The sequence below is a fragment of the Salinicoccus sp. HZC-1 genome, from assembly GCF_046736035.1.
GTDB lineage: Bacteria > Bacillota > Bacilli > Staphylococcales > Salinicoccaceae > Salinicoccus.
Map to the genome: position 1 here is coordinate 1592072 of NZ_CP177130.1, position 25825 is coordinate 1617896.

The window sequence follows — 25825 nt, forward strand, 5'->3', positions numbered from 1 at the left end:
CAAATTAGTCATGATAATTCCTTCACAAAAGTTATAAAATTCTAAAATGTGGTATAATATAAGTGAAAGTGATACCACATGGAAAGGGGCAGTAAAAATGCTTAAGTATAATAACATCCTTATTGCAGTAGACGGATCGAGAGAAGCTGAATGGGCATTCCATAAAGCGATAGACATTGCAAAACGTAACGATTCAACACTTTCAGTCATTAATGTCATCGATACGCGTTCATTTGCATCAGTTGAAGCGTATGACCGGACAATTTCCCAACGGGCAAATGATTTTGCACAGAAATTATTGGACGGTTACGAAGAATTGGCAGTAGAAAAAGGTGTGACTGATGTCGTTAAGATCATTGACTACGGTTCTCCAAAATCGATTATTCCTAAAAAAGCAGTCAAAAAGACAGGCGCTGATCTAATCGCCTGTGGTGCGACAGGTCTTAACGCCGTCGAAAGATTCATCATCGGTTCGGTATCCGAAAGTATTGTACGTCACGCCCCTTGTGATGTATTGGTTGTCAGAACGGAGACATTACCGGACGACTTCGAGCCGGTAGTTGCTACTGAAGAATTCATGAACGAAAACAAGTAGTATAGATTGGAAGAAATGAACAAACCCCCGAAATCGAATGGATTTCGGGGGTTTGATAGTATTTAAAGACCGGCAACGTTCATTACATCACGTGCGATCATCACTTCTTCATCTGTCGGTATGACAATAATCTTGACCGGCGAGTATGGATGGTTGATAAATTTCTCCTGGCCACGGACGTTGTTGGATGTCGGGTCAAAGTAAACGCCCATAAACTCCAGTCCTTCCAATACTTTGGCGCGGACGATATCGGAGTTTTCCCCTACACCCGCCGTAAAGATGATGGCATCGAGTCCGCCCATGCGGGTCGCATAGGATCCCATGTATTTGTGGATGCGCTCACCGAATACTTCCAACGCAAGAATCGCTCTTTCATTACCCTTTTGCGCTTCTTCTTCAATATCCCTCAAATCACTTGAGAACCCACTTACACCAAGCAGACCTGATTCTTTGTTGAGGACATTGAGCACTTCTACGGCTGACTTACCTGTCTTCTCCATGATGTATGGAATCAACGCAGGGTCAATATTACCGGAACGTGTGCCCATTGTAACCCCGGCAAGCGGTGTGAATCCCATGGAAGTATCGATGGATTCGCCACCCCTTACAGCCGCGATACTCGCACCGTTACCGAGGTGGCAGCTGACAATTCTTAATTCTTCCAATGGTCTGTTCAGCAATTCTGATGCTCTCTGAGTAACGTATTTATGGCTTGTTCCATGGAAACCGTACTTACGTATACCATAGTCTTCGTAGTAATTATATGGAAGACTGTAGAGATATGAACTTTCCGGCATCGTCTGGTGGAATGATGTATCAAAAACCGCAACATGCGGAACATCAGGCAGCTGCTCTCTGAACGCATTGATGCCCATCAGGTTCGCCGGGTTATGCAACGGTGCCAGTTCGCTTAATTTCTGAATTTCTTCAACCACTTCATCATCGATCAATACGGACTGGTCAAACACTTCCCCGCCATGGACGACGCGGTGTCCGCTCGCAACGATATCGTTTATACCGCTGATGACACCATTTTCGACAAGCTTTTCGAGCATGAGGTCTACTGCTTCCTCATGATTTTTAAAATTTTGATTGATTGACTTTTTCTCGCCATCTGCCGTTATGGAGAAAACACCATTATCAAGTCCGATTCTCTCTACTAGCCCTTTAGCTATTTCTGTCTCTTCGGGCATTTCGAACAGTTGGAATTTGAATGAAGAACTGCCCGCGTTTATCGCTATTATCTTAGACATATTTTCCTCCCGCGCACTTAAAAGTTATCAGCGTAACTATCATACCATGATTCTGTTTGCTCTAAAAAGTGTTTGAACTGCTGCACATTTTTAAAATCAGGTATGTCGCCAATCAATACTTCATTATTTTTAAGTGGTGAAAATTTCTTTTTGAGAACGATGATCGATTTTCTTTGGTTTTCTGTTTTAAACATCGAGTTCGGTAAATTTAAAAACATCAGCAATGTTGCAGATTCGGATAAATACTTTTTAATCGTTTCATTTTTCTCTTCCAGCATGTTCGACGGCACAATGAATACGCCAAGCCCGTCATCTTTAACATAGCTCATGGCACTTTCCAGCATCAGGAGATGGGCATAACTTCTCTCATCTTCAAAAGCAGTTGTAAATCCTTCCACATCCAATGGATAATAGCCGACCGGCAGATCTCCGATTGCCACATCAACCTGCGGCAGTCTCACTGGCTCAATGATGTTCTGGGGATATATATCCATCGGCACTTCCAGATAATCACATAAATTCACATTAATCTGGGCGAGCAGCGGGTCGACTTCCACACCAAACAGTTCAGTATCTCCGATCTTTTCTTTTACTGTCATGGATAAGTGCCCCGTACCGCTTCCTGCATCCAGCAGAGCAACCGGGTCTTGATTGAACAGCTGAACGATGTGGGCTATAAAGTAACCTATGGCATCCGGAGTCAGCTGGTGATTCGGCTGTACTTTCTCTTCTTTGACATGATAAAGGTAGGCAAATTGAAATGCTTTCCTCAAATCACTGTAGGACCCTTCTTTTTCGACACGAATCAACGCTTCTCCCAAAGCTTCCAGTCTCGAAGCATCAGGATCACTCTCGAGCAGGCGGTCCGATTCTTCTATAAGTGCATGATAGACTTTCTCCATCTGTGATAATTCCATTATAATCCCTCATTAACATAAAATATGGACTGCCTGTTTTTGGGGCAGTCCGAACAAGTATTATACTATTATATTATATAGACTCCAACGCTTCAATCGCTTTGTCGTAATTCGGATGATCCGTACCTTCCGGTACGTACTCTGTATATACGACTTTGTTGTTCTCATCAAGGATGAAAACACTGCGTGCCAGAAGTCTGAGCTCTTCCATTACTACACCGTAGTTTTTACCGAATGAAAGATCTTTATGGTCGCTTAAAGTAATTGCATTATCGAGCCCTTCGTCTGCAGTCCATCTCTTTTGTGCAAACGGCAGGTCGTTGGAAATTGTCAGTACCGCCGTGTTATCCACATCCACTGCTCTTTCGTTAAATGTTTTAGTCTGCGTGCTGCAGACACCTGTATCTATTGACGGGATGACACTGATCAACTTCTTCTTACCATCGTAATCGCTGAGTTTGACTTCTGAAAGATCAGTGCTCAACACTGAAAAATCCGGTGCCTGGTCCCCCACTTTTACTTCATCTCCGATTAATGTCATAGGGTTGCCTTTGAATGTTACGTTAGCCATTTTATAGATCATCCTCCTGATAATTTTGCTCTCTGTTTCCTGATTCCCTAAATAAACGCGCTTTAATCATGTTTTTATAATCCTGATAATTATTTTTCACTACATAAGTATCCGCAAAGAAATCATGCAGACCGATTCTGTTTTCTGTGAAAATAATCATTAAGTACGGGATGTAAAGAAGGGTGTTGTTAATAAAACGCCCCACCAGTTCACGATATACCACTTGTGAAAAACTAAGTTTTCCACCGTCTTTATCAATAACACTGATGCCGGTAATCATTTTCCCCAATGTCTGACTGAAAAAGTAGGTCATCAGTACAAAATAAAGAAAATAAAGCAGTCCGGAAGCAATATTATCCACACTGAAGATCGGCAGCCAAAAATGCAAGTCTTTAATATCCAGCATACCGAGTATCGGATAGATAACAATCTGAGAAATGGACCAAATGAGGACTACATCAATAATGAAACTGACCAGTCTGGTAAAGAAATGAGCGGTAGCCATATAATCCAGCTTATCCATCAATGAATCCTTCTTTGTATCCGGATGGTATCTTTCAGTATATTCCAATTGAATCCCTCCCTACTTCTCATACAGGTACATCGGTGTCATGCCCTGTCTGTTGTCTATTAATGATTCGATCCTGGCAATATCACTCTGTCCTGTGATTTCAGAGAAAAGACTTTTGGCTTTATAGCTTAATGAAAGATTGTTTCTGCCGCTGTTTCCGTATTCGATGATTTGCGGATTACCGCCGAGCTCCTTTTTCAAAGCTGCCGTCGCATCTTCAAGATACCCCAGCTGATCGACCAGGCCATTGTCAACCGCATCTTCACCCAGGTAAATACGGCCATCAGCCAGATTTTCAACTTCTTCTTCATTCATACCTCTGCCTTCGGCCACAACATTCACGAAGTCCTGATACATATCGTCAACCATACTCTGGACATACTGTGTTTCTTCTTCGGTTGGATCTCTGTGGCCGCCGAGCATTTCTTTCATGTCGCCGCTGGCATATGTTTCAAATTCAACGCCGAAATCTTCGGCAAGCTGACTGTAGTTGACGCTCTGCATAATGACACCGATCGATCCAGTCATCGTCTCATTGGAAGCGAATATCTGATCCGCCGGCGCAGATACATAATAACCGCCGGATGCTGCCATGCCACCCATTGAACTGTAAATCGTCTTTCCCGCTTCTTTGATCTGCTGTAAGTATTTATGGATCTCGGCACTTTCATAAACCCCTCCACCCGGAGAGTTTACATTAAGTAAAACACCATTAATAGTGTCATCATTAATAATCTGCTTAAGGGATTCGATTACCAATGTATGGTTATACCCCTGCCCACCAAACATATTGGGCTGTTCGCCTGAATCCATGATTGTCCCTTCGATGTTAACAACAGCTATTCTGTTTGTGGCATCCCCTCCTTCAATAATTGTGGAAGGCGGGAACTCGCCTCCTGAGAATTCACTGAAAACATCTTCCCAGTCACTTGCCCACATAGCGTTGAAAACAGAGGCTATGACGCCAAAGACAACGAGTGCCAGCGCTATGACAATCGCTATAATCCGTTTCAAATAATCAGTCCTTTCAAATGCATTTAAGTTCACTAATAATGATACCATATAGTGAATAATTTATAACACATCGGATACATGTTAAAAAATCCCCCGATTCCTGCTCGAACTTAAAATCAAAGTACGTAATGGACCGTCCGGCTGATTGTTAAATAAGTGGAATATATGGTATAAAGTAATAGAGATTGAACATGAGCAGGCAATTTAAATAGTAATTAGGAGTGAATGGTTTGAATAATAACACTTATAAAACAGTATACTTCTTTGCTCCGCATGTTGAAGAGACAAAAGAAATACAGGACGAACTCTCCGAACTTTTTTCAAGACATGGAATCGAAGAAGTTGAATCAAGCAAAGAGGCTGATATTATCACCTCCATCGGCGGAGATGGTGAATTTCTACAATCAGTAAGGAAGAATAATTTCCGTGATGACTGCGTTTATCTTGGCGTTGCAGTGGACGAAGCAAACTATCTGTATGTAGATTTCCATTACCGCGATATAAAAAAGCTCGAAGATGCGATTAAACAGAACGATCTGGATGTCAGGAATTACCCGCTGCTGCAGGTTAAGATCAATGACAATGCACCCAGCTACTGCCTGAACGAATTCACCTTGCGTTCCAGCATCGTGAAAACGATCAAGATGGATGTCTATATCAACGACTTCCTGTTTGAGCAGTTCAATGGTGACGGCATTTTGGTTGCGACACCCACTGGTTCCACAGGATATAACAAATCTTTAGGCGGTGCAGTAGTCGATCCGCTCATCCATGCAATCCAGGTCACTGAGCTTGCGAGTGTCAACAACAATACACACAGAACACTCGGCACAAGTTTCCTGCTTAATAAAGACAGACCACTCACACTCCTTATTGATAAAAACATGGATTACTACCCGATCATGTCTTTGGACAACGAATCGCTCAGTGTCCGCAACACTGAAAAAGTCGAGGTCTCAATCAGCGACAGGCTGGTTAAAACACTGAAGCTTAAGAACAATACATTCTGGCATAAAACACAAAGAAACTTCCTCTAGATCTAGAGGAAGTTTCTTTTCATATCCCGCCCTGCAGGAAATCATATATATTTTTCAGTATCAGGATAGATGTGACGAAAATGAACAGTACTTTCACATAGCCGACGCCTTTTGAAATTGCAAGCTGCGCACCGGTATATGAACCCAGGATCATACTCGCCCCCATTGCCAGACCGTAGGTGTAGTTCACTTCACCCATTGTCATAAATAGCATGAGCGCTCCAATGTTGCTTCCGAAATTAATCACTTTGGCATTTCCTGCCGCCCTTAAAAAATCAAAGCCGGTAAACAGCATCAGGAACATGAGAAAAGATCCTGTTCCGCCGCCCATGAATCCATCATAGAATCCGATAATGACCGTAAAGACGATCAATATGGCAATCTTCCGTGGCGTTAGTATATTTTCCTTCTCAATTGCGCCCCAGTCTTTTTTGAATAATGTATAGACCAAAACGATAACCAGCATTAAGAGGACCAGGGGTTTTAACACTTCACCCGGCAGTCTTATTGCAATCAGTGCCCCAAGCACGGACATTACAAAGCTTACGGGGAATAACTTCATCATCATCCGGAAATCTACATGCCTCGATCTTAGAAATCTCATCGAACTTGTAAAAGATCCAAATGAAGATGCAAGCTTGTTAGTACCCAGAGCGGTAGCAGGCGACATTCCGGTAGCCAAAAGTGCAGGGATGGAGATGAGACCGCCACCGCCCACCACAGCATCTATAAAAGCCGCGATAAAACCAAGCACAATGATTAAAAGTAATCCCGACAGTTCTATTTCCAACTGCTGACCTACAACAGTGAGTCGAATGCATTAGTATCTTCTTTTGCATTCGTCTCGTACATTTCGATATTTTCAAGGGCTTTTTCAATCATTGGTTCAAAATCGACTTTTGTTTCAAACTTAAGTACTTTTTCGAGCGATGGTTTGGTTTTCGGTGCTTTCGGCTTAAATATAGTACAGCAGTCTTCAAACGGCATGATGGATGTTTCATACGTATTGTATTCTTTTGCCATGGTGACAATTTCATTTTTCTCAAGTGTAAGAAGCGGTCTCAGTACAGGATAGCTGGTTACCGCATTGATTGCATGCATACTTGTGAGCGTCTGCGAGGCAACCTGACCCAGGTTCTCTCCATTGACTATTGCTTCAGCGTCTATTTTCCGTGCAAGCCTTTCTGCGACCATAAGCATGATCCGTCTCGTCGAGGTCATCGACATGTTATCTGGAATCTTGTCATACAATGTCGTTTGCAGTTCGGTAAACGGCACAATATGAAGTTTTATATCGACTCCTGTGCGTTCTGACATAATATCGACCAGCTGTTTCACTTTATCTGTCGCCTGTGGACTTGTATATGGCGGGGAATGGAAGTGAATCGCTTCAATTTCCACTCCTTTTTTCATAATCTCAAATCCTGCAACCGGTGAATCGATACCCCCTGATAGCAGCAGCAATGCTCTGCCTCCCGTGCCCGCCGGCAGACCGCCGACGCATCTTATCACTTCATGATACATATAAATCGCATCTTTACGCACTTCTACCATAATTTGATAATCCGGATTTTTTACATCGACTGCAATGTTGTCAGTGTGTTCCAAAACATGTCCGCCGAGCATATTTTGAATATCGAATGTTTTCAGAGGATATTCCTTATCCGCACGTTTCACTTCGATTTTAAAAGTGCTATTGTCTTTAAAATCCTTCACAAAATTCAAAGCAGTGCCTTTCATCGCTTCATCGGTCTTGTCTATTTTCACAACTGGTGACACACTTAAAATACCTGTTATATGCTTAAGTGAATCCATCACCTCATATGGATCCGCATCATACAATTCTATATATGCACGGTCTCTGTTCGCTTTCACTTTAACGCCGAAACCATCAAGTGAACGAATCATCGTCTTCCTGAGTGCGTCAACAAACATTTTCCTGTTCTTCGTTTTCAAAGTCATCTCACCGTATCTCACTAAAATGTGATCGTATTTCATTTTAGTACACCTCCTATTTCCTTGTGGACTCTGTTAAGAGCATCAACTAATATATCGACTTCTTCTTTTGTTGTAAAGTTGGAAAAGGAAATTCTGATGCTCCCTTTTACAACTGATACTTTAGTATTCATCGCCATCAATGTTTCATTCAGTGTTGCAAGCTTGGATGCACACGCACTCGTTGTGGATACCATGATGTCACGGGAACTTAATGCATTCACAACGACCTCACCCTGTGCCCCTTCAAAAGCCAGATTCACAATATGCGGCACACCGCCCGGCTGTAGATGAACCGATGGTAAATCTTTAACGGTATTTTTAACGCTTTCGTTAAATCCGCTTATCCTGTTGTAATTCTCATCCAGGTTCTGGGTACCGATCCTCAACGCTTTGGCCATTGCAGCAATTGCACCGAGGTTGACAGTACCGCTTCTGACGTTAAATTCATGACCGCCGCCATAATATACAGGGTCCACAACTTCAATCTGTTTAACAATCAGGACACCGGCACCTTTTAAACCGTGAAATTTATGGGCACTCATACTTAAAGTATCCACACCATTAAAATCCATTTTAACCTTTCCTGCAGCCTGTGTTGCATCTACGTGGAAATGTACTTTCGGATAGTCTTTTATAAGTTCGGCGATTTCCGAAACGGGCTGCACTGCACCGGTTATATTGTTCACCGCCATGACAGTAACAAATATCACATCATTATTTAACAACTCTTTCAAACTATTCAAATCCACTTGGCCCCGAGCCGTCGTCTTGATGTATTTAACATCAAAGCCCTCTTCTCTGCTCGCTTCGACGACATTGACCACGCTTGGATGTTCAAGCTCACTCACCAGTACCGTCCTGCCAAATTGTTTCTTTTTCTTTAAAACACTCTGAATCGCAATATTATTGCTTTCAGTCGATCCGGATGTAAATACACATTCATAATTCTTTAATTCCAAAAGATCCAGCATCTGTTTTCTGGATGCTTCAAGTAACTGGTTTGCTTTTCTGCCTTCCTGATGAATGCTTGCTGTATTAAAATAATATGCCTTATTCACCTGCATAAACGTTTCCAGCGCCTCATCATATGGACGGGTTGTTGCCGCATTGTCCATGTATATCAAAATACCACTCCTTACGTAAAAGTGACTTGGAATAAAGTTATCCCAAGTCGCCTTCAGCTATTCATTATCAAATTCTTTCTCAATACGTGCTGCTGCGCCCGGTTCAACCTTTTCAAGTGCATTTTTAGCAATTTCCAGTGCACGTTTATAACGGTTTTCTTTAAACAGCCGTTCTGCTTCATTCAGCGTCTGGCTGAAGTCCCGGTCATCCCTGCGGTATCTATTACCGTACTGGATCATTATTTCAGTGAGCTTTGCTTCCTGCAGTATTTCATAAGCTTCCTGATCAAATTTGTTAAGTAATAATACTGTATGATTCACCTTGTCCTTAATATACTGAACATTTAAAGGACGGCGTTTGAAGTATTTATGAATCTCTTTAACATCAATATCCAGTTCATTTTTAATAACCAGGAACTTCTCAGGTACGCTGGACATGTTGGAGCTCATCAGCTCTCTGTAAATCTCTTCTTTCCGGTCCTGAATCAGGATCGCATTCTCCCTCGCTTCAGCTTCGTCTTCCCGAAGGTTGATTAAATACTGTTGTATCTGTTTCTGTTCCTCATTGATTGCACCGATATTCCCTTTAATGTATTCCAGATTATCAAGCACTTCGCTGTATCTTGCTGTCATTTTCGAAGTTTCTGAGATGATTTCATCATATACATCGATCATATTTTCAATTTCATGTTCGAACTTCTGGACTCTGTGAATATCAGATTCATTAATATGGAACTGCTCTTTGATGTAATCAATCTCAGTCCGCAGCGTGTAGTTCAGGTCTTTGGCATGGAACAAATCATCCGTGATGATATCTTTTTCATGATCCACTCTCGTTTTGGACTTCACTTCATGTTCCACAAGTTCAAGCATATCATCAAGCTGATTATTAATATCATCCAGTATATCTCTGGCTTCGTCCAACTCCAGTCTTGTGATGAGCGGCTCAACCAGATTCAGCTTCCCTTTTAAAGTGGATAGTTTACTCTCGACCTTAATATGCTCAAGGTCATACCCTTCTGCCTTAAGATCACGGCATCCGAACCTGATTTCCTGAAATTGCTGGGGAAGATCCTTTTGGACATCTTTAATGAGAAGCGGTATTTCATCCATATTCTCTTTTAAAATGGAAAGCTCTTCATGAACTTCATTAATATGGTTGTTTGCAGTTACGTAATTGCCCTCGTTAATTAATTTCTCATATTCTTTTAATTCAGGTTCATATGTTTCGATTAATTTCTCAAGTGAAGGTTGGGAATCCCCGAATTTATGACCATTCGCAAGAACGTCTCTCTTTGCTTCCCGGAATAATCGTTCTGATTCACTGAAGTTTCTCTCACCCGCGTCATTGGAATCTATCAGCTGGTTAATTTCAGCAGTAAGACTCTGGTATTGCCCTTCGACATTATCAATAGTCCGATTCACAGAATCCAGTTTTTCGCGGCCATCTTTAAAACGGAAGCGTTCGATGTCCTCCGAAGCTGAATCCAGTTCGGTTTCCGCTTCAATGAGGGAGCTGTTCAATGCATTTTTCCAGTCAGACTGCCACTTCTTATAGAGTGTCTGTGCTTCACCGTGAAGATTATAGTCTTTCACTTTAACCAGAACATCCTGGAAAGGCAGAGCCTTCACCTCTTCAAGTTTAGTCTGCTGACGATTAATTTCATCTTTTCTTATATTTCGCATGTATAATAGTGCACCCATACCGATAATGGCTAAAAGTATGAATACAATTAAAATATAAACCCACATACAGCTACCTCCTAAATATATATTTAATTATAGCCTAAAAGATTAAAACAAAAAACATTTAAATATATAAAACATCAACTAAGTATAAAATATTCAATTCATTATTTTTATTTTAATTTACTGATTTTTTGGTTACATCCTGAAAAAATATGTCTGTGAATGAAAAGAAAATCATTCAGCTATCAATATAGTATCACTAAAGCTTTTAATAATCCGGTAATTATATAAAAATCTAAAGTTTGAAACAGAATTCGAAAGATTGTATAATTTAGTAATATTTATAAAAGACAAGGGTGATTTTAATGTATACAGCGATTGAAATAAAAGATTACACACAGCTTAATCAAATGCTCAAAGGATTGATCGAAGACGAAACAGACCGGATCGCAAATCTGTCAAATGCAGCAAGCTTACTTAACCAGTTTTTAGATAACGTAAACTGGGTCGGTTTTTATCTGTATCAAGAAGAAACGGACGAACTCGTACTCGGCCCCTTCCAGGGACTGCCCGCCTGTGTCCGTATCCAAAACGGTAATGGCGTCTGCGGCACAGCCTTCAAAGGGAATGATATCTTTATTGTTGATGATGTCGATGCATTCCCGGGTCATATCGCCTGTGATGCAAACAGCAAATCAGAGATCGTCGTCCCGATCTATAAAGGCGATGAGCCGGTCGGGGTACTCGATATCGATGCACCGGTATATGAGCGTTTCACTGAAGAAGACCGCAATGGACTCCACGAATTTGTAAATGTACTAAAAAACCACATTTAGTTTCATAAAGTATTGACGCACACTGTTGGATGAAGTATAATCATTAATTGTGTATATAAACGGATTAAGTAGCGGATAACTATTACATGTAAGTATGCGGTCCCCTAAGTGGTGTGCTGTGTAACTGATGCTATTAGGCGAAGGCACTTTAAATCGCATGCCCATGTAAGTGGTTATCACCCTTATGATGTTTGTTGCATAAACTAAACACAATAAGGAGGAGTCAAAATGGCTCGATTCACAGGTTCCATCTGGAAAAAATCCCGTCGTCTTGGTATTTCACTGACAGGTACTGGTAAAGAACTAGAGCGCCGTCCTTACGCGCCTGGTGACCACGGACCGACTCAGAGAAAGAAATTATCCGAGTACGGACTTCAGCTTCAAGAAAAACAAAAACTACGTTACATGTACGGTATTACAGAACGTCAATTCCGTACAATCTTTGACCGTTCAGGTAAAATGAAAGGTGTTCATGGTGAAAACTTCATGATCCTTCTTGCTTCCCGTCTGGATGCAACTGTTTACCAACTCGGCCTTGCGAGAACACGCCGTCAGGCGCGTCAGCTTGTAAACCACGGTCACATCACTGTAGACGGTGGACGTGTAGATATCCCATCTTACATGTTGAAACCAGGACAAGTTATTGGTCTTCGTGAAAAATCACGTAACCTTGACATCGTTAAAGAAGCAATCGAGTATAACAACTTTATACCTGAATACCTTACTTTCGATGAAGAAAAACTTGAAGGTACATTCGTACGTCAGCCGGAACGCTCTGAGCTTCCTGCAGAAATCAACGAACAGTTGATCGTTGAGTACTACTCAAGATAATAACTTTGTTAATAAGTTTAAGAGCCTCAACCCCTATCCGGGGTTGAGGCTCTTTTTAATAAATAGGCCTCTTGTGCTAAGATGGGATATATATATTAACCAAAAGGAGAAATACTATGAAACTTTCAGATGACGTATACAAAGAGATCATTTCGGAAATTATGAAAAAACAAAGCGGCGCAGGCAACGTATTCAATTTCATGGTAAAACTGGATCAGGTTGAAGAAGAATTTACAGTGGATGAATCAGCAGACGAAATAGTGGATTCAATCCGGGATATTACTGTTCCAATCGAGATGGAGGAACTGCCTGCAGATGAACACTTATTTAACATCGGCACAGGTATCAAAAATTTAAATCCTGCTGTTATACATATACAGATCAACGAAAGCAGCAACAAATCCACAGTAAAGCTTCTTTCGAATGCGGCTGAAGGGCTCATCAGACAAAAATCGAATAAAAAGGCCATCAAGACCATTAAAACTCATCTTGGACTTCTTGAGAACCTGTAGCCGACTGCAAAGATCTTAAATTCTGCCCAAGCAGAGTTCAAGGTCTTTTTTAATGTGATCCCAACGTCCCCATATCCCTTAAAAAGTTTAAAAGCGAGACTGAGGTGGGATATATAGTATAAGTTAAAAATATGTATAGAGATTATAGCATCATTTGAAATCATCAATACAGGGGGGTGAGAACGATGGCTGCACTTTTACTGTTTCTATGGGGTATTTCAGGAGTCGCTGCGGTTTTTTTACTCGTCGCTTCCATTTTTACCATGGTACGTAAAAAGCGTTCGAAGAAATTGTGGATATTGACAGGCGTGACTGCTTTAATTTTCCTAATTCTATATTTAATTATATATTTGTAAATCGGATACTTTTCCAAAAGAAAAGAGCCTTCAAGGCTCCTTCTATGACACTTTAAAACCTCACTGTCATAATTTTACGTTTTTTAGTTCCTCTAACAGTTGTGTCACTTTGCCATCGAGCTTGTCGAACTTTCTAAAAGTGATAAGATTCAAAATTCCCAATACAATGAGCTGGGTAAACAAAAATTCAGTTTCCGGCTTGTTCTCTATAATATTCACTTTAAACACATCTCCCTTTCCTAGACCAGCCTATCTTCATGCCCGTGATGCTTACATTCAATCTGAACAGTTACCTGGTCAATTCCCCTCTCCTGCATCTTTTCTTCAATGTCTTCAATAATCTTCTGAGATTCATGAACGGTCATATCACCTTTCACCACTGCATGAAGGCTCATCGCATTCTGCCCGCTTGTGATGCTCCATACATGCAATCCGTGAATAGTCTCTACCCTATCGATATTGAGGAGTGATTCTACTATATCTTCCATATTGATGTTTTTCGGTACACCCTCCATCAGAATATGCAGGGATTCCCGGGAAACTCTCCAACCGCTGATGAGAATGAGTACAGCAACAATGACACTTGCCAATGGGTCCATGAATCCCCAGCCAAAAAACATGATGCTGAGTGCTGCAATGATTGCTCCGATAGAACCAAGCATGTCTCCCATAACATGGAGGAACGCTGCTTTTAAATTTAAATTATGTTCGGTATCCCCTCTCTTCAATATCCATGCTACGAGCAGATTGACAAGTAAACCGACAACCGCAATTAGAAGCATTCCGGTTGAAGCGACTTCCGGCGGATCCATGAATCTCTCGATCGCTTCATAAAATATAAATACGGATATGAGCACCAATGTCACACCGTTGAATACAGCGGCTAATATCTCAAACCGCTTATATCCATATGTCTTGCTGTAATCGGCGAGCTTCTCGCCAAACTTGAATGCGGCAAGTGCAATTGCGAGAGATACTGCATCGCTCAGCATATGCCCCGCATCCGCCAGAAGCGCCAGGCTGTTTGTAAGCCATCCCCCAACCGCCTCGATAATCATGAATGAACCAATTAAGACAAAACTGATCAGCAATGCCTTTTTATTGGTTCCGTGTGTGTGGTCATGATGATCCTGTTCCATCATCCTCACCTCTTCAAATCTGTCTTCTAAATTCACCTTAATATAAGTATATCAATTCCTGTGAATATAGTATATTTCCCGGTTGTTGAATCATTCATAAAACCGACATAGAATCCACCAACAGTCATTTATTTCAGATGCTATTATCAATATAGGACTATTTTCGGTTTAGGGGGGATATATCTATGAAAAAATTACTGATGATTCCAGCACTCGTATTTGCCCTGGGTGCCTGTTCAAATGATACTGATTCCACGGAAAAAACTGAGGAAAACACTGAAGAATTACATGCTCATGAAGAAGAAAATGCCGAGGAGGGACATGCCCATTCTGCAAGTCTGGATATGGAATTTACATACGAAAATGATGAAATGTCAGTACTCCTTACTCAGGAGGGCAAACGGTATGAAGCTGATCGTGTGAGGTTCGAAGTCGTGCATCGGGAAGACGAAGATGCAACTGTATGGCTGAAAACAGAACATGAGGGTGACGGAAACTATACTGCTGATGCATCTACACTCGAACCTGGCAGTTACGAAACAGTCATTCACGTGAACGGCCCGGAGGACTTGCACGAACATACCAGTGAAAATATTAGTGTAGAATAAAAGCAGCCGTTTTTGGCTGCTTTTATTATGCGGTTCATTTGAAACAAGTATTAATAAGTGGAATAATATAATGTATTGTAATCCCTGGCTTAACAGTAAGCTTTATGAATAATTGGAGGTTTTTTCTTTGAACATAATTGAATCAGGCTCGATCGAAGAACGTATTGAGCTTCTGGCAAAAACAATCGAACCATTTGCTGACCGTGCAGATGAAAATGATAAACATGGAAAGTTTCCATTTGAAAATTTTGAGGACCTTAAGTCCATCGGGTATCCTGCCCTCACTGTCCCAACAAAGTATGGCGGAGCAGCAATCGGTTTAAAAGAGATGCTTAAATACCAGGAGCTGATTTCTAAGGCAGATGGCTCAACCGGTTTGTCAATCGGATGGCATATGGGAATCATGAAGGATATGGGTGAATATAATACTTGGGAAGAAGAAAAATATGCCGAAGTGGCCAGAGATACTGCTCGAACAGGGGCACTTTTAAATAACGCAGCAACCGAACCTGCAACAGGCAGCCCGACCAGAGGCGGCCGTCCTGAGACTACAGCAGAGAAAAATGATGACGGCTGGCTGATTAACGGCCGGAAATCATTCACCACACTCTCCCCCATCCTCACTTACTTCGTTGTCAGTGCTTCAGTTGATGGTACCGAAGCGGTTGCCGATTTCCTGATCAGAAATGACAGAGATGGATTATCGGTAGATGAAACCTGGGATTCCATTGCTATGAAAGGCTCAGGCAGCCATGATATTGTCATGGATAATGTTCAGGTCGATGAAGATGACCTTGTCGTTTACAGAACCGGCGGCCAAAAAAGACCCGCAGGCTGGCTCCTGCATATTCCTGCATGCTATTTAGGCATCGCAAAAGCCGCCCGGGATGCAGCAGTCTCTTTTGCGACCGAGTATTCACCGAACAGCATTGAAGGCACAATATCCGATTTACCGAATGTAAAACAAAAAATAGGTGAAATCGAACTGGCCATCCTGGAATCCGACCATCTGCTATATTCCGTTGCAGAAAAGTGGGATGATGCAGATGAAGAAGCGAGACTTATGATGGGACCGGAACTCGGTGCAGTGAAACTCTCTGTCGTTAATAAAGCGATAGAAATCGTCGATCTCTCAATGAGAATCGTCGGTGCAAAAAGCCTGTCTGAGAAAAGCCGTTTGCAGCGATATTACCGGGATGTCCGTGCCGGGCTCCACAACCCGCCGATGGATGATATGACCATCGTCCATCTTGCCAATCAATCCATTTCTAAATTCATATAAAAATCATGCCGGAGTGGTTAAATGACACGCTCCGACATGATTTTTTGTTTCTCCTGAATGAATAATCCTTTATTTTCATTCCATTCGACAAAATAAATATCTTCAATTTCAGCATCTGTCTCTTCTTTTATTTTCCGCTTCAGCCACTCTTCGTCATAACCCGCATTTTTTAATGAATTGTATTCAATTTCACCCCCATCAACCAAAAGATAACTGAGTTCATTTTCTGCAAAATCATCTTTCATTTCTCCACGGCTGATCGGTTCGTCTGCTGAATATTGCATTACGGAGAGCCGCCCGCTGTTTTCCAAAATGGCATATCTGACATTTCGCAGTGAAAAGACACCCTGAAGCCTGAGCAGCTGCCTTACTTCATCAACATCCATATTATTTTTTTCCATTACTTTTGTATCCAGGTTTCCATCATTGATCAGCAGATCCGGTGCACCTTTGGAAAGTCTTCTGAAACGCTCATTTTTCAGAGCAAATTTTTCAACCAGGAAGATCAACAGTGCCCAGTAGGCGAGCGCAAAAAGCATCTCATAGAATGGCATTGTCGTTTCATACAATGCTTCTTCAATGACACTCCCCAAAATAAGGGCATATACGAAATCAAGCGGTGTAATCTGGGCCATCTCTTTTTTGCCGAGAATCCGCAGCACAATCATTACACCGATTAGCCCTGTGGTAAGTTTGACCGCATAAGTAAGCATATCTTCCATTTTACTCACCTTTTTCTATTATATTTAAAAAGACATCTGCTAACTATAAGACCCCGATGCTGTTTTCTTAAACATGAGCGGGGTCCATTTTATATTGAAAGAATTATTAGAAACACTTGTCACTACACTCTGCCATCCGTGTCTCTACGGGCAATCGGTCCGCTTTTCAGCATATAAATGTGGAAAGCATATTCTCCTATCCCAATAACTATTGCTGAAACTATTGCCGCCATAGCTGCAGTGCCGCCTGTAGCATCAGTCAGCCACATTCCAAGAAGCCATATGACAAAAAACGAGAGGACCAGATCAGATAAGGTAGCCATCATATTACCGGCTGCCGCAATATGCCAAGGTCACCGGCAAAATAAGAAATTATGCCGAGCACTATCGTAGTCAAAAGAATCATCGGCCAAAATGACATACCGTAAATTGCGCCGAGTATGACCCACAATACCACAAGAGTCATTACACCCTTGATCGCCATTGCTTTTAAATGTTCCATCAATTTGCCTCCATCCATCTGAATTTTCATTCTTTAATCTGTACCCCCGACTATATGCATAAAACATATTCCTCTCCTGTCCCCAGGGGTTTGTCCAGAGTCATACAAGGATATAGAGATAATAATGAATGGAGGCTTACTATGAAACAAAAATTGCTGGATTACATTGCCCACAGAAATGCGCCGCTGCCTGAAGGTCCATGGGGCATGTATCAAAATTGGCAGAATTTGATGTGTATGCATATCCCGGTGAAACCGGAAGAATTATCCCCCCATGTGCCCGACGATCTGGAACTGGATATATATGACGGCTATGCATGGATTTCTGTCTTCACATTTAAAGTTCAGGGCCTGCAGTTGAGAATACTGCCGAAGTTTCCATATCTGCATCATTTTTTAGAAGTGAATGTAAGAACTTATGTTAAACATCAAAGTATACCAGGTGTGTATTTCTTCAGCCTGGATGCAGCCAAAACAATACCGGTACTGGGCGCCCGTCTGGGTACTCTGCCTTATTTTAAAGCGAAGATGAAAGCAGTAAAAAAAGATGGATGGACACACTATTCAAGCTGCCGCCAGCATGGTGCAAAGGCGTACTTCAAAGGGAGATATAAATCGGTATCCGAACCCGGCTTCCCCTCCACTGGTTCTCTGGATTACTGGCTGTTTGAACGGTATTACCTGTTTAATACTGTAAAAGGGGCTGTTACCCAAATCGGCATCCACCATTTACCATGGAAACCGGCCAAAGCTTCTGTCGTCTATGATAAACACGGAATCAATTCTTTGCTGCCGGGAGATATTGAAGGAGCACCAACGCATGCCCACTACGTCGAATCACTCGATGTCCTTTTCTGGCCTTTGAAAAAAAATTAAGCGGATGTTATTTTTTCAGCCATTCCCAGGCCTGATCCATTTGCGCTCTGTCAAATTGTTTTACTTCAATCCCCGGCGCTGCGTTGGCTGCATCTGCACCGCCTTCGATCCATGCCGAATCGGTAATTACGGCAAATTTCCCATATTGCTTCCAATGCTTAATATCTATGAGTGTCCCTTTCAAGAGACCGCCAAGATCCGTACCTCCAAGATTCTTTACATCCACCAGTGCATTTATCGATGCATTTTCTTCATAGTGTTCGTTCATGAATGTTTCAGATTTCTCTGCATCTTCTTCAGTCACTTTCCCGTCCACTTCCATATGAATGACGTTTGAATACTCACTTTCACGAATTTTAATCACGTCTATCCCTCCTCGAAATTTACTCACTCAATTACACTCCTACCCTTTTGAATTAAACAGAAACGCTGTTTATATGTAAAATCCGTATAAAATCGTTTATTCTATACTGTATTAAGGAATAGATAAAATACTATGCTATTTTTTTATGGAGGTGTCTTACCTTGCGGCGTCTTTCAGCACTGTTTAAAGAGAATATCGTCCAATCAATTTCTGTGTTCATTGTAGTAATGGTTGTGATATGGGGTGCGATTGCACCTGAACAGATGATTAAAATCACCGGTAGCATCATGGATTTCATCATTGCTGAGCTCGGTTGGTTTTATGTGGTTTCAACAGCGCTGTTCATAATATTTTGTCTATATCTCGGTGTAGGCCCCTACAGACAGATGAAACTTGGAAAGAAAGAGGATAAACCGGAATACAGATATTTCGAATGGATTGGCATGTTATTCGCGGCCGGCATGGGTGTAGGTCTGGTTTTCTGGGGAACGGCCGACCCCTTGTCCCATTTTGCTGAGCCTCCTCCTGGCACCGAACCGAAGACAAAGATTGCCGCTGAACAGAGTCTATTGTACAGCGTCTTCCATTGGGGGATACATCCATGGGCTATATATTCCGTCGTCGCCCTTGCACTGGCTTTTGCCAAATTCAGAAAAGACCTTCCGGGCCTCATAAGTTCAACTTTTTATCCGTTGATCGGTGAAAACATTTACCGTTGGCCGGGCAAAGTGATTGATATTTCAGCAGTACTTGCAACGACTGTCGGTATAGCCACTTCTTTGGGACTCAGTGCGATGCAGTTTGGTGTCGGGCTGGAGCATGTCTTCGGGCTGCCGAATAACAACATTACACAACTGGCTATCATCACGGTTGTGACAGTAATATTTCTGCTTTCTGCCGTAACCGGTGTCAACAAAGGAATGAAATATTTAAGTGTAACCAACCTTATCATAGCAGCGTTGCTGCTCGGTGCTGTCATCATACTTGGACCGACAACCTATCTAATCGAGCATGTCTCAAGGACATTGGGACAATACGGAAGCAATCTTTTTGAAATGTCATTCGACACCGCTCCTTACAGCGATGGGAATGAATGGATGAGTAACTGGACGCTTTTCTATTGGGCCTGGCTCATCTCATGGAGTCCGTTTGTAGGTACTTTCATCGCCCGTGTTTCAAAAGGCCGCACGCTCGGGGAATTCATGTTTGGCGTACTCATCGTACCCGCAGTCGCCACACTTGTATGGTTTGTCGCTTTTGGCGGGAGTGGATTATTCATGGAAATGCAGGGACAGATGTCCATTTCAGATCAGGTGTATAAAACTCCCGAAGCCGGGCTTTTCCTGCTGCTCGATCAATTCCCGGCTTCCATCTTATTGAATATCATCGCTCTGGTACTGATCGGGATATTCTTTATAACTTCAGCGAATTCCGCGACATATGTATTGAGTGTATTCACATCTTCCGGAAAACTCGATCCTTCTAAAAAAGTGCTTATAATCTGGGGTATACTGCTCTCATCTATCGCTTCCGTCCTTCTTATCAGTGGCGGAATAGATGGTCTGCAATCCGTAGCAACCATTACGGCACTTCCATTTGCGGTCATAATGATTTTCATGATGGTCTCACTGTACAAAAGTCTGTGGGAAACAGGCAGGGAAAACCAGAAAGTCAAAGAAGAGGAAGATTGGTAAGCCAATCTTCCTCTTCTTTTTATTTATTATTTCTTCTTATAATAATTAATGTACTTATCTGTTAAACTGTCCCCGATATAATACTCACTGTTATTTAACATCCATTCTGTATCTTCAAAATGTATCTTTTTGGCTTCACCGATTAATTCGATTTCATTTAAAAGATCAAGCAGCAGTACATGGCGTTTTTTGCCGCCATATTTATAAGTGGTTTTCACTATTTTGAAACCAAGTTTAAATTTATCCTTCAGACTGGGTATATTAGTCGGCATTACTGTAGTTAATATATGATCAAAGTTGCCCGATTCCCTGACGCGCTGTATTAATGCCTCTCCCATTTTCGTCTGCAGGCCCTGCCCCCTTGAAGCGGGATCGATAAAAGTGATTTCCGAATAAATGACACGTTCCTTGTTCTGGATTTTGGCATCGTCTGCCAAATGCTCTTCTTCATCAACCTGCGGGATATACATGGAACGCGTAGCTACCAATGACTGCCCTTTGAATACTCCAATTATATAACCCTGGTTGATTACTCCTTCAAATTCCTCTCTCGTCAATATTTGAAGCACTTCCTTGTCTTCCAATGAATCATAGACAGCATTCTGTAATTCCAGAACAGCATCCAGGTCACTTAAGCTTAAATCTCTGAATTTCATGACAGTCACATCCTTTAAAATTTCGATAGTTCAATTATTACCCATGTTTACTTTTTATCATAAAGGGCTATATTATCTATGAGGAGTTGGTGCATATGGCAATTATAGTTAAGGTCAAGGACAGCACGAACAACGAGACAGATTTCAGATTCATCCGCAATGACAAGGTTAAAGACAGCATCAAAGCTTCATATATAAGCCAGGAAATGACAGAGGAAGACAGTACAAAATTTGTACAATTTATTTATCCGAGTCATACGGAAACTTTCACTCAATTTAAGCTCCATTATAAAAGACGCTGAAATTCGGCGTCTTTTTTTGATTTATACTATTTCAAGTTTATATCCAGCCAGCTGAACATCAGTTTTACCCATTCACCTGCTCTCGCTTCTTCGATCCCAGTCACGTTTGTCGCCAGGCTCAGACCATGCTGGCCCTCCTGGAAAGTATGAAGTTCCCATGGCACACGATGCGATTCCAGCGCTTTCGCAAATTCGAGGGAATTTTGTATAAATACGAGCTGATCTTTAACCGTGTGCCATATAAAAGTGGGTGGTGTATCCGGCGAAACGTATTCCTTTACGTCTGCTTTCTGAACTAAATCTTCATCCGGTTCGCTTCCGAATACCATTCTGGAAGCAGTCGACATGTATTTAGGGTCACCAATTCCACGCGCTTCAGCGATTTCTTTATTGAGCATGTAATCTAAGATAGGATAACTCAGCACCTGGAAATTTGGACGATACCATCTTGATTCCTCTCCCACTGCCTCCTGAAGCCATTCAGCATTCCAATGCACTCCGAGACTTGCTGCCAGGTGCCCTCCGGCAGAAAATCCAACGACACCGATTTTATCCGGATTTACGTTGAACTCATGACAATTTTCCCGAATGAACGTCATTGTCCTGGCAAGCTCAACAAGCGGTCCCGGGAATTCCGAACCGAGGACTTCATCATCCCCCACCATTGATGCAGCTTGATATAATTCATCTCTGTCTGTGCCTCTATTCTCTCTCCGCATCGCTGAACCGATTGTTGAATATCTGAGTATAAATACATGATATCCTTTGGCTAAAAATTCATATGCCACCGGTTCCGCTTCCCTGTCCGACACATACATATAACTGCCCCCGGGACAAATGACAACCGCCGGCCTGCCTTCTTTCTGGTGGATCGGATTATCACTTAACATCATTGTGACTTCTGCATGTTTATCGCCTATATAAAAACTTTGTAAAATCATATGTTGTGTTCCTCCATTAGTTAATCAGCCGGTACAGATAAAGCTCATTAATATATTCACCCTCCATATAAAGTGAATCAATGCGCTCACCTTCCGTTAAAAATCCAAGTGTTTTGTATAATTCGATCATACTTGTCCGATTTACAGGCAAAGATAATTCCAGCCGGTATATATCATTATTGCCGGCCCACTTAATCCCGGCATTCAACAAATCTTTTCCGATACGATTCTGATTGGCCACATCTTTAATACCTAGTGAAACATTCGCACGATGCTTCGTCATATCAACATTATTGCCAAATAAACTCATATATCCTGTTATCTCTTCTTCATCCAATGCAATCAGAATTTGTTTCCTTGGGTCCTGGAGAACATTTGAGAACAGGTTTTCAGTATTTGAAACAGACAATATCCCATCTCCGCTAAAACCACCGAAACCGGATGAGTCCAGTGATGCCAGCAAGTTTAAAAAACTTTCAATATCTTTCATTTCAATCGGTCGAATTTCCATCATCTAGCCTTCTTCCTTTAACAGTACTTTTAATATGAAATCCAACGCAGGGGGATTTTCATTTCTTAGTTCTTTGACAAATGAATCGCGGTCATATGAAACTTTTTTAAATTCAAGGTCTATGGCACCATCAGACCCAAACTCCATTATGGTATACGGACTGAATTCATCGACTGTCACTCCTAGTGCACCAGGATTTATAAATAGCCGGTTTTCATCCTCAATATGCAGAGTCATATGATCATGCCCGAATAAAATCACATCATACTGACTATTATCATAATGTTTTTGCAGACTTGCAAGTGTTGGTTTTTCATCAATAGGCAGATACAGGCCGTTACCGTCCAGATGATAATGTGTCATTAAAATATTATGTCCGTATATTTCCGCTGTTGCTGTCAATCGCAATCTCTCCAGCTTCTGTATATATTCCAAACAAATGTGCTCAGCAATATATAGATGATGTTCATGTTCCGGTCCCTTAATCTCGGATGTTTTCCCTTTAAACGCTTTAACAACTTCATCGTCATGATTACCCTGGATGAATTTCATATTTTCCAGTTGATTTAAAGTATCCATCACTTTATCAGTCTGATGTCCCAGAGATACTATATCGCCCAAACAATAAATTTCATCCACATCTGATTCTTTAATATCTTCAAGCACTTTAGACAGTGCGTAATGGTTACCATGTATGTCAGAAATGACTGCAATCCTCACTCCCACTAAATCCCTCCGTCAGTACGCATTCACTATTCATTCCTATTTTATCAAAGATTCAGCACAGCACCTAAATTTTATTTAACATGTTAAGATGTATATATAACTATTCATGAGGTGAAACCATGACAAGAATTTGTTTAGTGAGGCACGGACTTACAGAATATAATGCACAAAGAAAATTACAGGGGTCTTCTGATATCCCGCTTAATGCCGAAGGGGAATCCCAGGCTGAATCTGCACGCGAAAAGTTAAAGGACTATGACTTTGATGCAATCATCTCGAGCCCTCTGATCAGGGCTTACAGAACTGCTGAAATCATAAATGAATATCATGGTCTGGAAATTGAGACGATGGATGAATTAAAAGAACAATACTTCGGTCCTCTTGAAGGAAATCATATCGATGATATTCAGGAAAAATATCCCGATGGCATCTTCCCCGGCGCTGAATCTTTCGAATCATTATCGAACAGAGTGGCAAAAGCGATAAAGGAAATCGAAGAGAAGTATCCGAATAAACATATACTATTAACGGCACACTCAAGAACAATCAAATCCATCCTGTCACTCTACAGTGATGAAATTCATATGTTCGAAACAAAGTTGGATAACTGCAGTTTGAGCCATATAGAATGTATCGATTCCAACTGGACTGTTAATGACTATAATATTGCCAGCTCCAATTGATCTAAAAAATAAGGTTCAGGTCAACTGACCTGAACCTTATTTTCATGCTTTTGCTTTAGCAGGAATCGGATAATCGAGGAGGAAATCCTCCTGGCCGACTGTTTTCCTGTAAATACGGTAAAAGTAAGCAATCCATAAGATTGTTCCCACTACGCCACCGGCATAGGACACATTCAAATCCAGTCCGAAACCGATTTGTGCATACAGTATATAAGTGACCACATTGAAAGTCATGAAGATCGCAGGTATCGTTGCGACCCAGTGATTTTTCTTAGCAAGCAGCAGGTACATGACCCCCACCCATAACGCAATAACTGAAGTCATCTGGTTCGCCCAGGAGAAATACCTCCACAAAATGGTAAAGTCAATTTGAGTCAGCCCATAGCTGATTACAAACATAGGAACCGCTATTGCAAATCTCTTCCAGTATTTTTGCTGGGAAATGGAGAAATAGTCGGCTACAATCATTCTTGCACTTCTGAATGCAGTATCTCCACTCGTAATCGGCAGGACGATCACACCGAGTATCGCAATCGTACCAAAGACCGAGCCGAGTAGTAATGTCGAAGCTTCAGATACCACAAGTGCCGCTTCACCCTGTGCCAGCACCTGTGAAAGACCGCCGTATCCATCAAACATACTCATCGCTGCCGCTGCCCAGACCATGGCAATGACTCCTTCAGCAATCATCATGCCGTAAAAAATCTGACGCCCGTTTGATTCTTTCTGGGTTGTTCTGGAAATGATCGGTGACTGTGTTGCATGGAAGCCGGACAGGGCACCGCAGGTGATTGTAAAGAATAACAGCGGGAAAATTGGTGCGTTATCCGGATGCATGTTTGATAATGTCAGTTCCGGAATCGGTGCACCGGTCTGAACCAGCCTGAAACCGATCCCAATTGCGCTTATTAAAAGAATCGCACCCAGGAACGGATATATCGTCCCGATAATCTTATCAATCGGTAAAATTGTTGAAAGGAAATAATACAGAAAAATTACTGCCAGAATAATTCCGAGAGCTATTCTGCCATCCATTAATGAATGAAGCAAAATGGCCGGAGATGTGACAAACACTGTTCCTACAAGTACGAGAAGCAACAGGGTAAACAGGTTAACAACGTGCTTCATGCCATCCCCTAAAAATTTACTGGCGAGTGCAGGCAGATGTGCCCCTTTATTACGGATTGAGATCATACCGGTTAAATAGTCGTGTACCGCTCCGGCGAATATGGAACCGATCACAATCCATATAAAAGCCACGGGACCGTACAATGCCCCCATGATCGGGCCGAAAATCGGACCGACACCGGCAATATTCAGCAGCTGGATCATTGAATTTTTAGGTGTACTCATCGGAATATAGTCCACCCCGTCTGTCTGATCATGGGCCGGCGTAGGACGGTCATTTTTAGGACCGAACATCTTGTCGATGTATTTACCGTATGTAAAATAGCCGACGATTAAAAGAATGATGGAAATAAAAAACGTAATCAAAAAAATGCCTCCTATGTTAAA

The 25825-nt window shown here is 41.8% G+C and carries 30 protein-coding genes; 11 read left to right on the plus strand and 19 right to left on the minus strand.

Annotation, left to right across the window (positions count from 1 at the left end):
• Nucleotides 1-97: 97 nt before the first annotated feature.
• On the plus strand, nucleotides 98-595 hold the full coding sequence (locus tag ACKRAT_RS08015) for a universal stress protein (RefSeq protein ID WP_411841988.1): 498 nt from the start codon (nucleotides 98-100) through the stop codon (nucleotides 593-595).
• Nucleotides 596-657: 62 nt separating this feature from the next.
• Here ACKRAT_RS08015 and ACKRAT_RS08020 read toward each other — a convergent pair whose 3' ends face one another.
• The 5 genes from ACKRAT_RS08020 to sppA all read right to left on the minus strand — a co-directional run bounded on the left by ACKRAT_RS08020 (nucleotide 658) and on the right by sppA (nucleotide 4921).
• The gene (locus tag ACKRAT_RS08020) at nucleotides 658-1848 is read right to left on the minus strand and encodes an acetate/propionate family kinase (protein ID WP_411841989.1); all 1191 of its coding nucleotides are present in this window, start codon (nucleotides 1846-1848) and stop codon (nucleotides 658-660) included.
• 17 nt (nucleotides 1849-1865) lie between these two features.
• Nucleotides 1866-2765 carry a class I SAM-dependent methyltransferase gene (locus ACKRAT_RS08025; RefSeq protein WP_411841990.1) on the minus strand — a complete coding sequence of 300 codons (900 nt, stop codon included), beginning with the start codon at nucleotides 2763-2765 and terminating at the stop codon, nucleotides 1866-1868.
• A gap of 73 nt (nucleotides 2766-2838) precedes the next feature.
• Nucleotides 2839-3336, minus strand: coding sequence for a thiol peroxidase (gene tpx, locus ACKRAT_RS08030; protein WP_411841991.1), 498 nt, complete (start codon nucleotides 3334-3336; stop codon nucleotides 2839-2841).
• Nucleotide 3337: 1 nt separating this feature from the next.
• Nucleotides 3338-3907 (minus strand): RDD family protein, encoded by a 570-nt coding sequence (locus ACKRAT_RS08035; RefSeq protein ID WP_411841992.1) that lies wholly within the window; start codon nucleotides 3905-3907, stop codon nucleotides 3338-3340.
• Nucleotides 3908-3919: 12 nt separating this feature from the next.
• The gene (sppA, locus tag ACKRAT_RS08040) at nucleotides 3920-4921 is read right to left on the minus strand and encodes a signal peptide peptidase SppA (protein WP_411841993.1); all 1002 of its coding nucleotides are present in this window, start codon (nucleotides 4919-4921) and stop codon (nucleotides 3920-3922) included.
• 230 nt (nucleotides 4922-5151) lie between these two features.
• Here sppA and ACKRAT_RS08045 point away from each other — a divergent pair, with 230 nt between their 5' ends.
• Complete coding sequence (locus ACKRAT_RS08045) at nucleotides 5152-5958, plus strand: NAD kinase (protein WP_411841994.1); 807 nt, start codon at nucleotides 5152-5154, stop codon at nucleotides 5956-5958.
• 19 nt (nucleotides 5959-5977) lie between these two features.
• On the opposite strand, the gene ACKRAT_RS08050 is transcribed toward ACKRAT_RS08045, so the two are convergent.
• From ACKRAT_RS08050 to ACKRAT_RS08065, 4 genes are all read right to left on the minus strand, one after another.
• Nucleotides 5978-6748, minus strand: coding sequence for a sulfite exporter TauE/SafE family protein (locus ACKRAT_RS08050; protein WP_411841995.1), 771 nt, complete (start codon nucleotides 6746-6748; stop codon nucleotides 5978-5980).
• A gap of 8 nt (nucleotides 6749-6756) precedes the next feature.
• Nucleotides 6757-7956, minus strand: coding sequence for a tRNA uracil 4-sulfurtransferase ThiI (thiI, locus tag ACKRAT_RS08055; RefSeq protein ID WP_411841996.1), 1200 nt, complete (start codon nucleotides 7954-7956; stop codon nucleotides 6757-6759).
• Entirely contained in the window at nucleotides 7953-9071 is a 1119-nt protein-coding gene (locus ACKRAT_RS08060) for a cysteine desulfurase family protein (RefSeq protein ID WP_411844432.1), read from the minus strand. Before ACKRAT_RS08060 ends, thiI begins: the two co-directional genes overlap by 4 nt.
• A 66-nt stretch (nucleotides 9072-9137) precedes the next feature.
• Nucleotides 9138-10832: a septation ring formation regulator EzrA gene (locus tag ACKRAT_RS08065; RefSeq protein ID WP_411841997.1), complete on the minus strand. Its 1695-nt coding sequence runs from the start codon at nucleotides 10830-10832 to the stop codon at nucleotides 9138-9140.
• Nucleotides 10833-11134: 302 nt separating this feature from the next.
• Between ACKRAT_RS08065 and ACKRAT_RS08070 the strand changes: the two genes are divergently transcribed.
• From ACKRAT_RS08070 to ACKRAT_RS08080, 3 genes are all read left to right on the plus strand, one after another.
• Nucleotides 11135-11605: a GAF domain-containing protein gene (locus tag ACKRAT_RS08070; protein ID WP_411841998.1), complete on the plus strand. Its 471-nt coding sequence runs from the start codon at nucleotides 11135-11137 to the stop codon at nucleotides 11603-11605.
• Between the two features lie 228 nt (nucleotides 11606-11833).
• Nucleotides 11834-12436, plus strand: coding sequence for a 30S ribosomal protein S4 (gene rpsD / locus ACKRAT_RS08075; protein ID WP_411841999.1), 603 nt, complete (start codon nucleotides 11834-11836; stop codon nucleotides 12434-12436).
• A 116-nt stretch (nucleotides 12437-12552) separates the two neighbouring features.
• Nucleotides 12553-12948, plus strand: coding sequence for a hypothetical protein (locus tag ACKRAT_RS08080; RefSeq protein WP_411842000.1), 396 nt, complete (start codon nucleotides 12553-12555; stop codon nucleotides 12946-12948).
• 595 nt (nucleotides 12949-13543) lie between these two features.
• On the opposite strand, the gene ACKRAT_RS08085 is transcribed toward ACKRAT_RS08080, so the two are convergent.
• Nucleotides 13544-14443 (minus strand): cation diffusion facilitator family transporter, encoded by a 900-nt coding sequence (locus ACKRAT_RS08085; RefSeq protein ID WP_411844433.1) that lies wholly within the window; start codon nucleotides 14441-14443, stop codon nucleotides 13544-13546.
• Between the two features lie 185 nt (nucleotides 14444-14628).
• Between ACKRAT_RS08085 and ACKRAT_RS08090 the strand changes: the two genes are divergently transcribed.
• Together ACKRAT_RS08090 and ACKRAT_RS08095 are read left to right on the plus strand one after the other, a co-directional pair.
• Nucleotides 14629-15051, plus strand: a complete 423-nt coding sequence (locus ACKRAT_RS08090) for a hypothetical protein (protein WP_411842001.1) — start codon at nucleotides 14629-14631, stop codon at nucleotides 15049-15051.
• Between the two features lie 127 nt (nucleotides 15052-15178).
• Entirely contained in the window at nucleotides 15179-16333 is a 1155-nt protein-coding gene (locus ACKRAT_RS08095; RefSeq protein ID WP_411842002.1) for an acyl-CoA dehydrogenase family protein, read from the plus strand.
• Nucleotides 16334-16350: 17 nt separating this feature from the next.
• On the opposite strand, the gene ACKRAT_RS08100 is transcribed toward ACKRAT_RS08095, so the two are convergent.
• The 3 genes from ACKRAT_RS08100 to ACKRAT_RS08110 form a co-directional block, all read right to left on the minus strand.
• Nucleotides 16351-17055, minus strand: a complete 705-nt coding sequence (locus tag ACKRAT_RS08100) for a DUF421 domain-containing protein (RefSeq protein ID WP_411842003.1) — start codon at nucleotides 17053-17055, stop codon at nucleotides 16351-16353.
• A 122-nt stretch (nucleotides 17056-17177) separates the two neighbouring features.
• Nucleotides 17178-17381: a DUF2512 family protein gene (locus ACKRAT_RS08105; RefSeq protein WP_411842004.1), complete on the minus strand. Its 204-nt coding sequence runs from the start codon at nucleotides 17379-17381 to the stop codon at nucleotides 17178-17180.
• A complete protein-coding gene (locus tag ACKRAT_RS08110; protein WP_411842005.1) occupies nucleotides 17378-17557 on the minus strand; it encodes a DUF2512 family protein in 180 nt (59 codons plus the stop codon). Before ACKRAT_RS08110 ends, ACKRAT_RS08105 begins: the two co-directional genes overlap by 4 nt.
• Before the next feature lie 141 nt (nucleotides 17558-17698).
• On the opposite strand from ACKRAT_RS08110, the gene ACKRAT_RS08115 reads away from it, so the two are divergent.
• The gene (locus ACKRAT_RS08115) at nucleotides 17699-18433 is read left to right on the plus strand and encodes a YqjF family protein (RefSeq protein ID WP_411842006.1); all 735 of its coding nucleotides are present in this window, start codon (nucleotides 17699-17701) and stop codon (nucleotides 18431-18433) included.
• Between the two features lie 7 nt (nucleotides 18434-18440).
• Here ACKRAT_RS08115 and ACKRAT_RS08120 read toward each other — a convergent pair whose 3' ends face one another.
• Nucleotides 18441-18797, minus strand: a complete 357-nt coding sequence (locus ACKRAT_RS08120) for an STAS/SEC14 domain-containing protein (protein ID WP_411842007.1) — start codon at nucleotides 18795-18797, stop codon at nucleotides 18441-18443.
• Between the two features lie 161 nt (nucleotides 18798-18958).
• Here ACKRAT_RS08120 and ACKRAT_RS08125 point away from each other — a divergent pair, with 161 nt between their 5' ends.
• Nucleotides 18959-20491, plus strand: a complete 1533-nt coding sequence (locus ACKRAT_RS08125) for a BCCT family transporter (RefSeq protein WP_411842008.1) — start codon at nucleotides 18959-18961, stop codon at nucleotides 20489-20491.
• A 26-nt stretch (nucleotides 20492-20517) separates the two neighbouring features.
• On the opposite strand, the gene ACKRAT_RS08130 is transcribed toward ACKRAT_RS08125, so the two are convergent.
• On the minus strand, nucleotides 20518-21147 hold the full coding sequence (locus tag ACKRAT_RS08130; protein WP_411842009.1) for an N-acetyltransferase family protein: 630 nt from the start codon (nucleotides 21145-21147) through the stop codon (nucleotides 20518-20520).
• A gap of 95 nt (nucleotides 21148-21242) precedes the next feature.
• On the opposite strand from ACKRAT_RS08130, the gene ACKRAT_RS08135 reads away from it, so the two are divergent.
• Nucleotides 21243-21449 carry a hypothetical protein gene (locus ACKRAT_RS08135; protein ID WP_411842010.1) on the plus strand — a complete coding sequence of 69 codons (207 nt, stop codon included), beginning with the start codon at nucleotides 21243-21245 and terminating at the stop codon, nucleotides 21447-21449.
• A gap of 26 nt (nucleotides 21450-21475) precedes the next feature.
• Here the strand turns inward: ACKRAT_RS08135 and ACKRAT_RS08140 are convergent, their stop codons facing one another.
• Genes ACKRAT_RS08140 through ACKRAT_RS08150 form a run of 3 tightly spaced genes read right to left on the minus strand, consistent with a single transcriptional unit; the run spans nucleotide 21476 to nucleotide 23627 of the window.
• Nucleotides 21476-22390 carry an alpha/beta hydrolase gene (locus ACKRAT_RS08140; protein WP_411842011.1) on the minus strand — a complete coding sequence of 305 codons (915 nt, stop codon included), beginning with the start codon at nucleotides 22388-22390 and terminating at the stop codon, nucleotides 21476-21478.
• Between the two features lie 16 nt (nucleotides 22391-22406).
• Entirely contained in the window at nucleotides 22407-22904 is a 498-nt protein-coding gene (locus tag ACKRAT_RS08145) for an N-acetyltransferase family protein (RefSeq protein WP_411842012.1), read from the minus strand.
• Entirely contained in the window at nucleotides 22905-23627 is a 723-nt protein-coding gene (locus ACKRAT_RS08150) for a metallophosphoesterase family protein (protein WP_411842013.1), read from the minus strand.
• A gap of 119 nt (nucleotides 23628-23746) precedes the next feature.
• On the opposite strand from ACKRAT_RS08150, the gene ACKRAT_RS08155 reads away from it, so the two are divergent.
• On the plus strand, nucleotides 23747-24310 hold the full coding sequence (locus ACKRAT_RS08155) for a histidine phosphatase family protein (protein ID WP_411842014.1): 564 nt from the start codon (nucleotides 23747-23749) through the stop codon (nucleotides 24308-24310).
• A gap of 42 nt (nucleotides 24311-24352) precedes the next feature.
• Here ACKRAT_RS08155 and ACKRAT_RS08160 read toward each other — a convergent pair whose 3' ends face one another.
• A complete protein-coding gene (locus ACKRAT_RS08160) occupies nucleotides 24353-25804 on the minus strand; it encodes a carbon starvation protein A (protein WP_411842015.1) in 1452 nt (483 codons plus the stop codon).
• Nucleotides 25805-25825 lie beyond the last annotated feature (21 nt).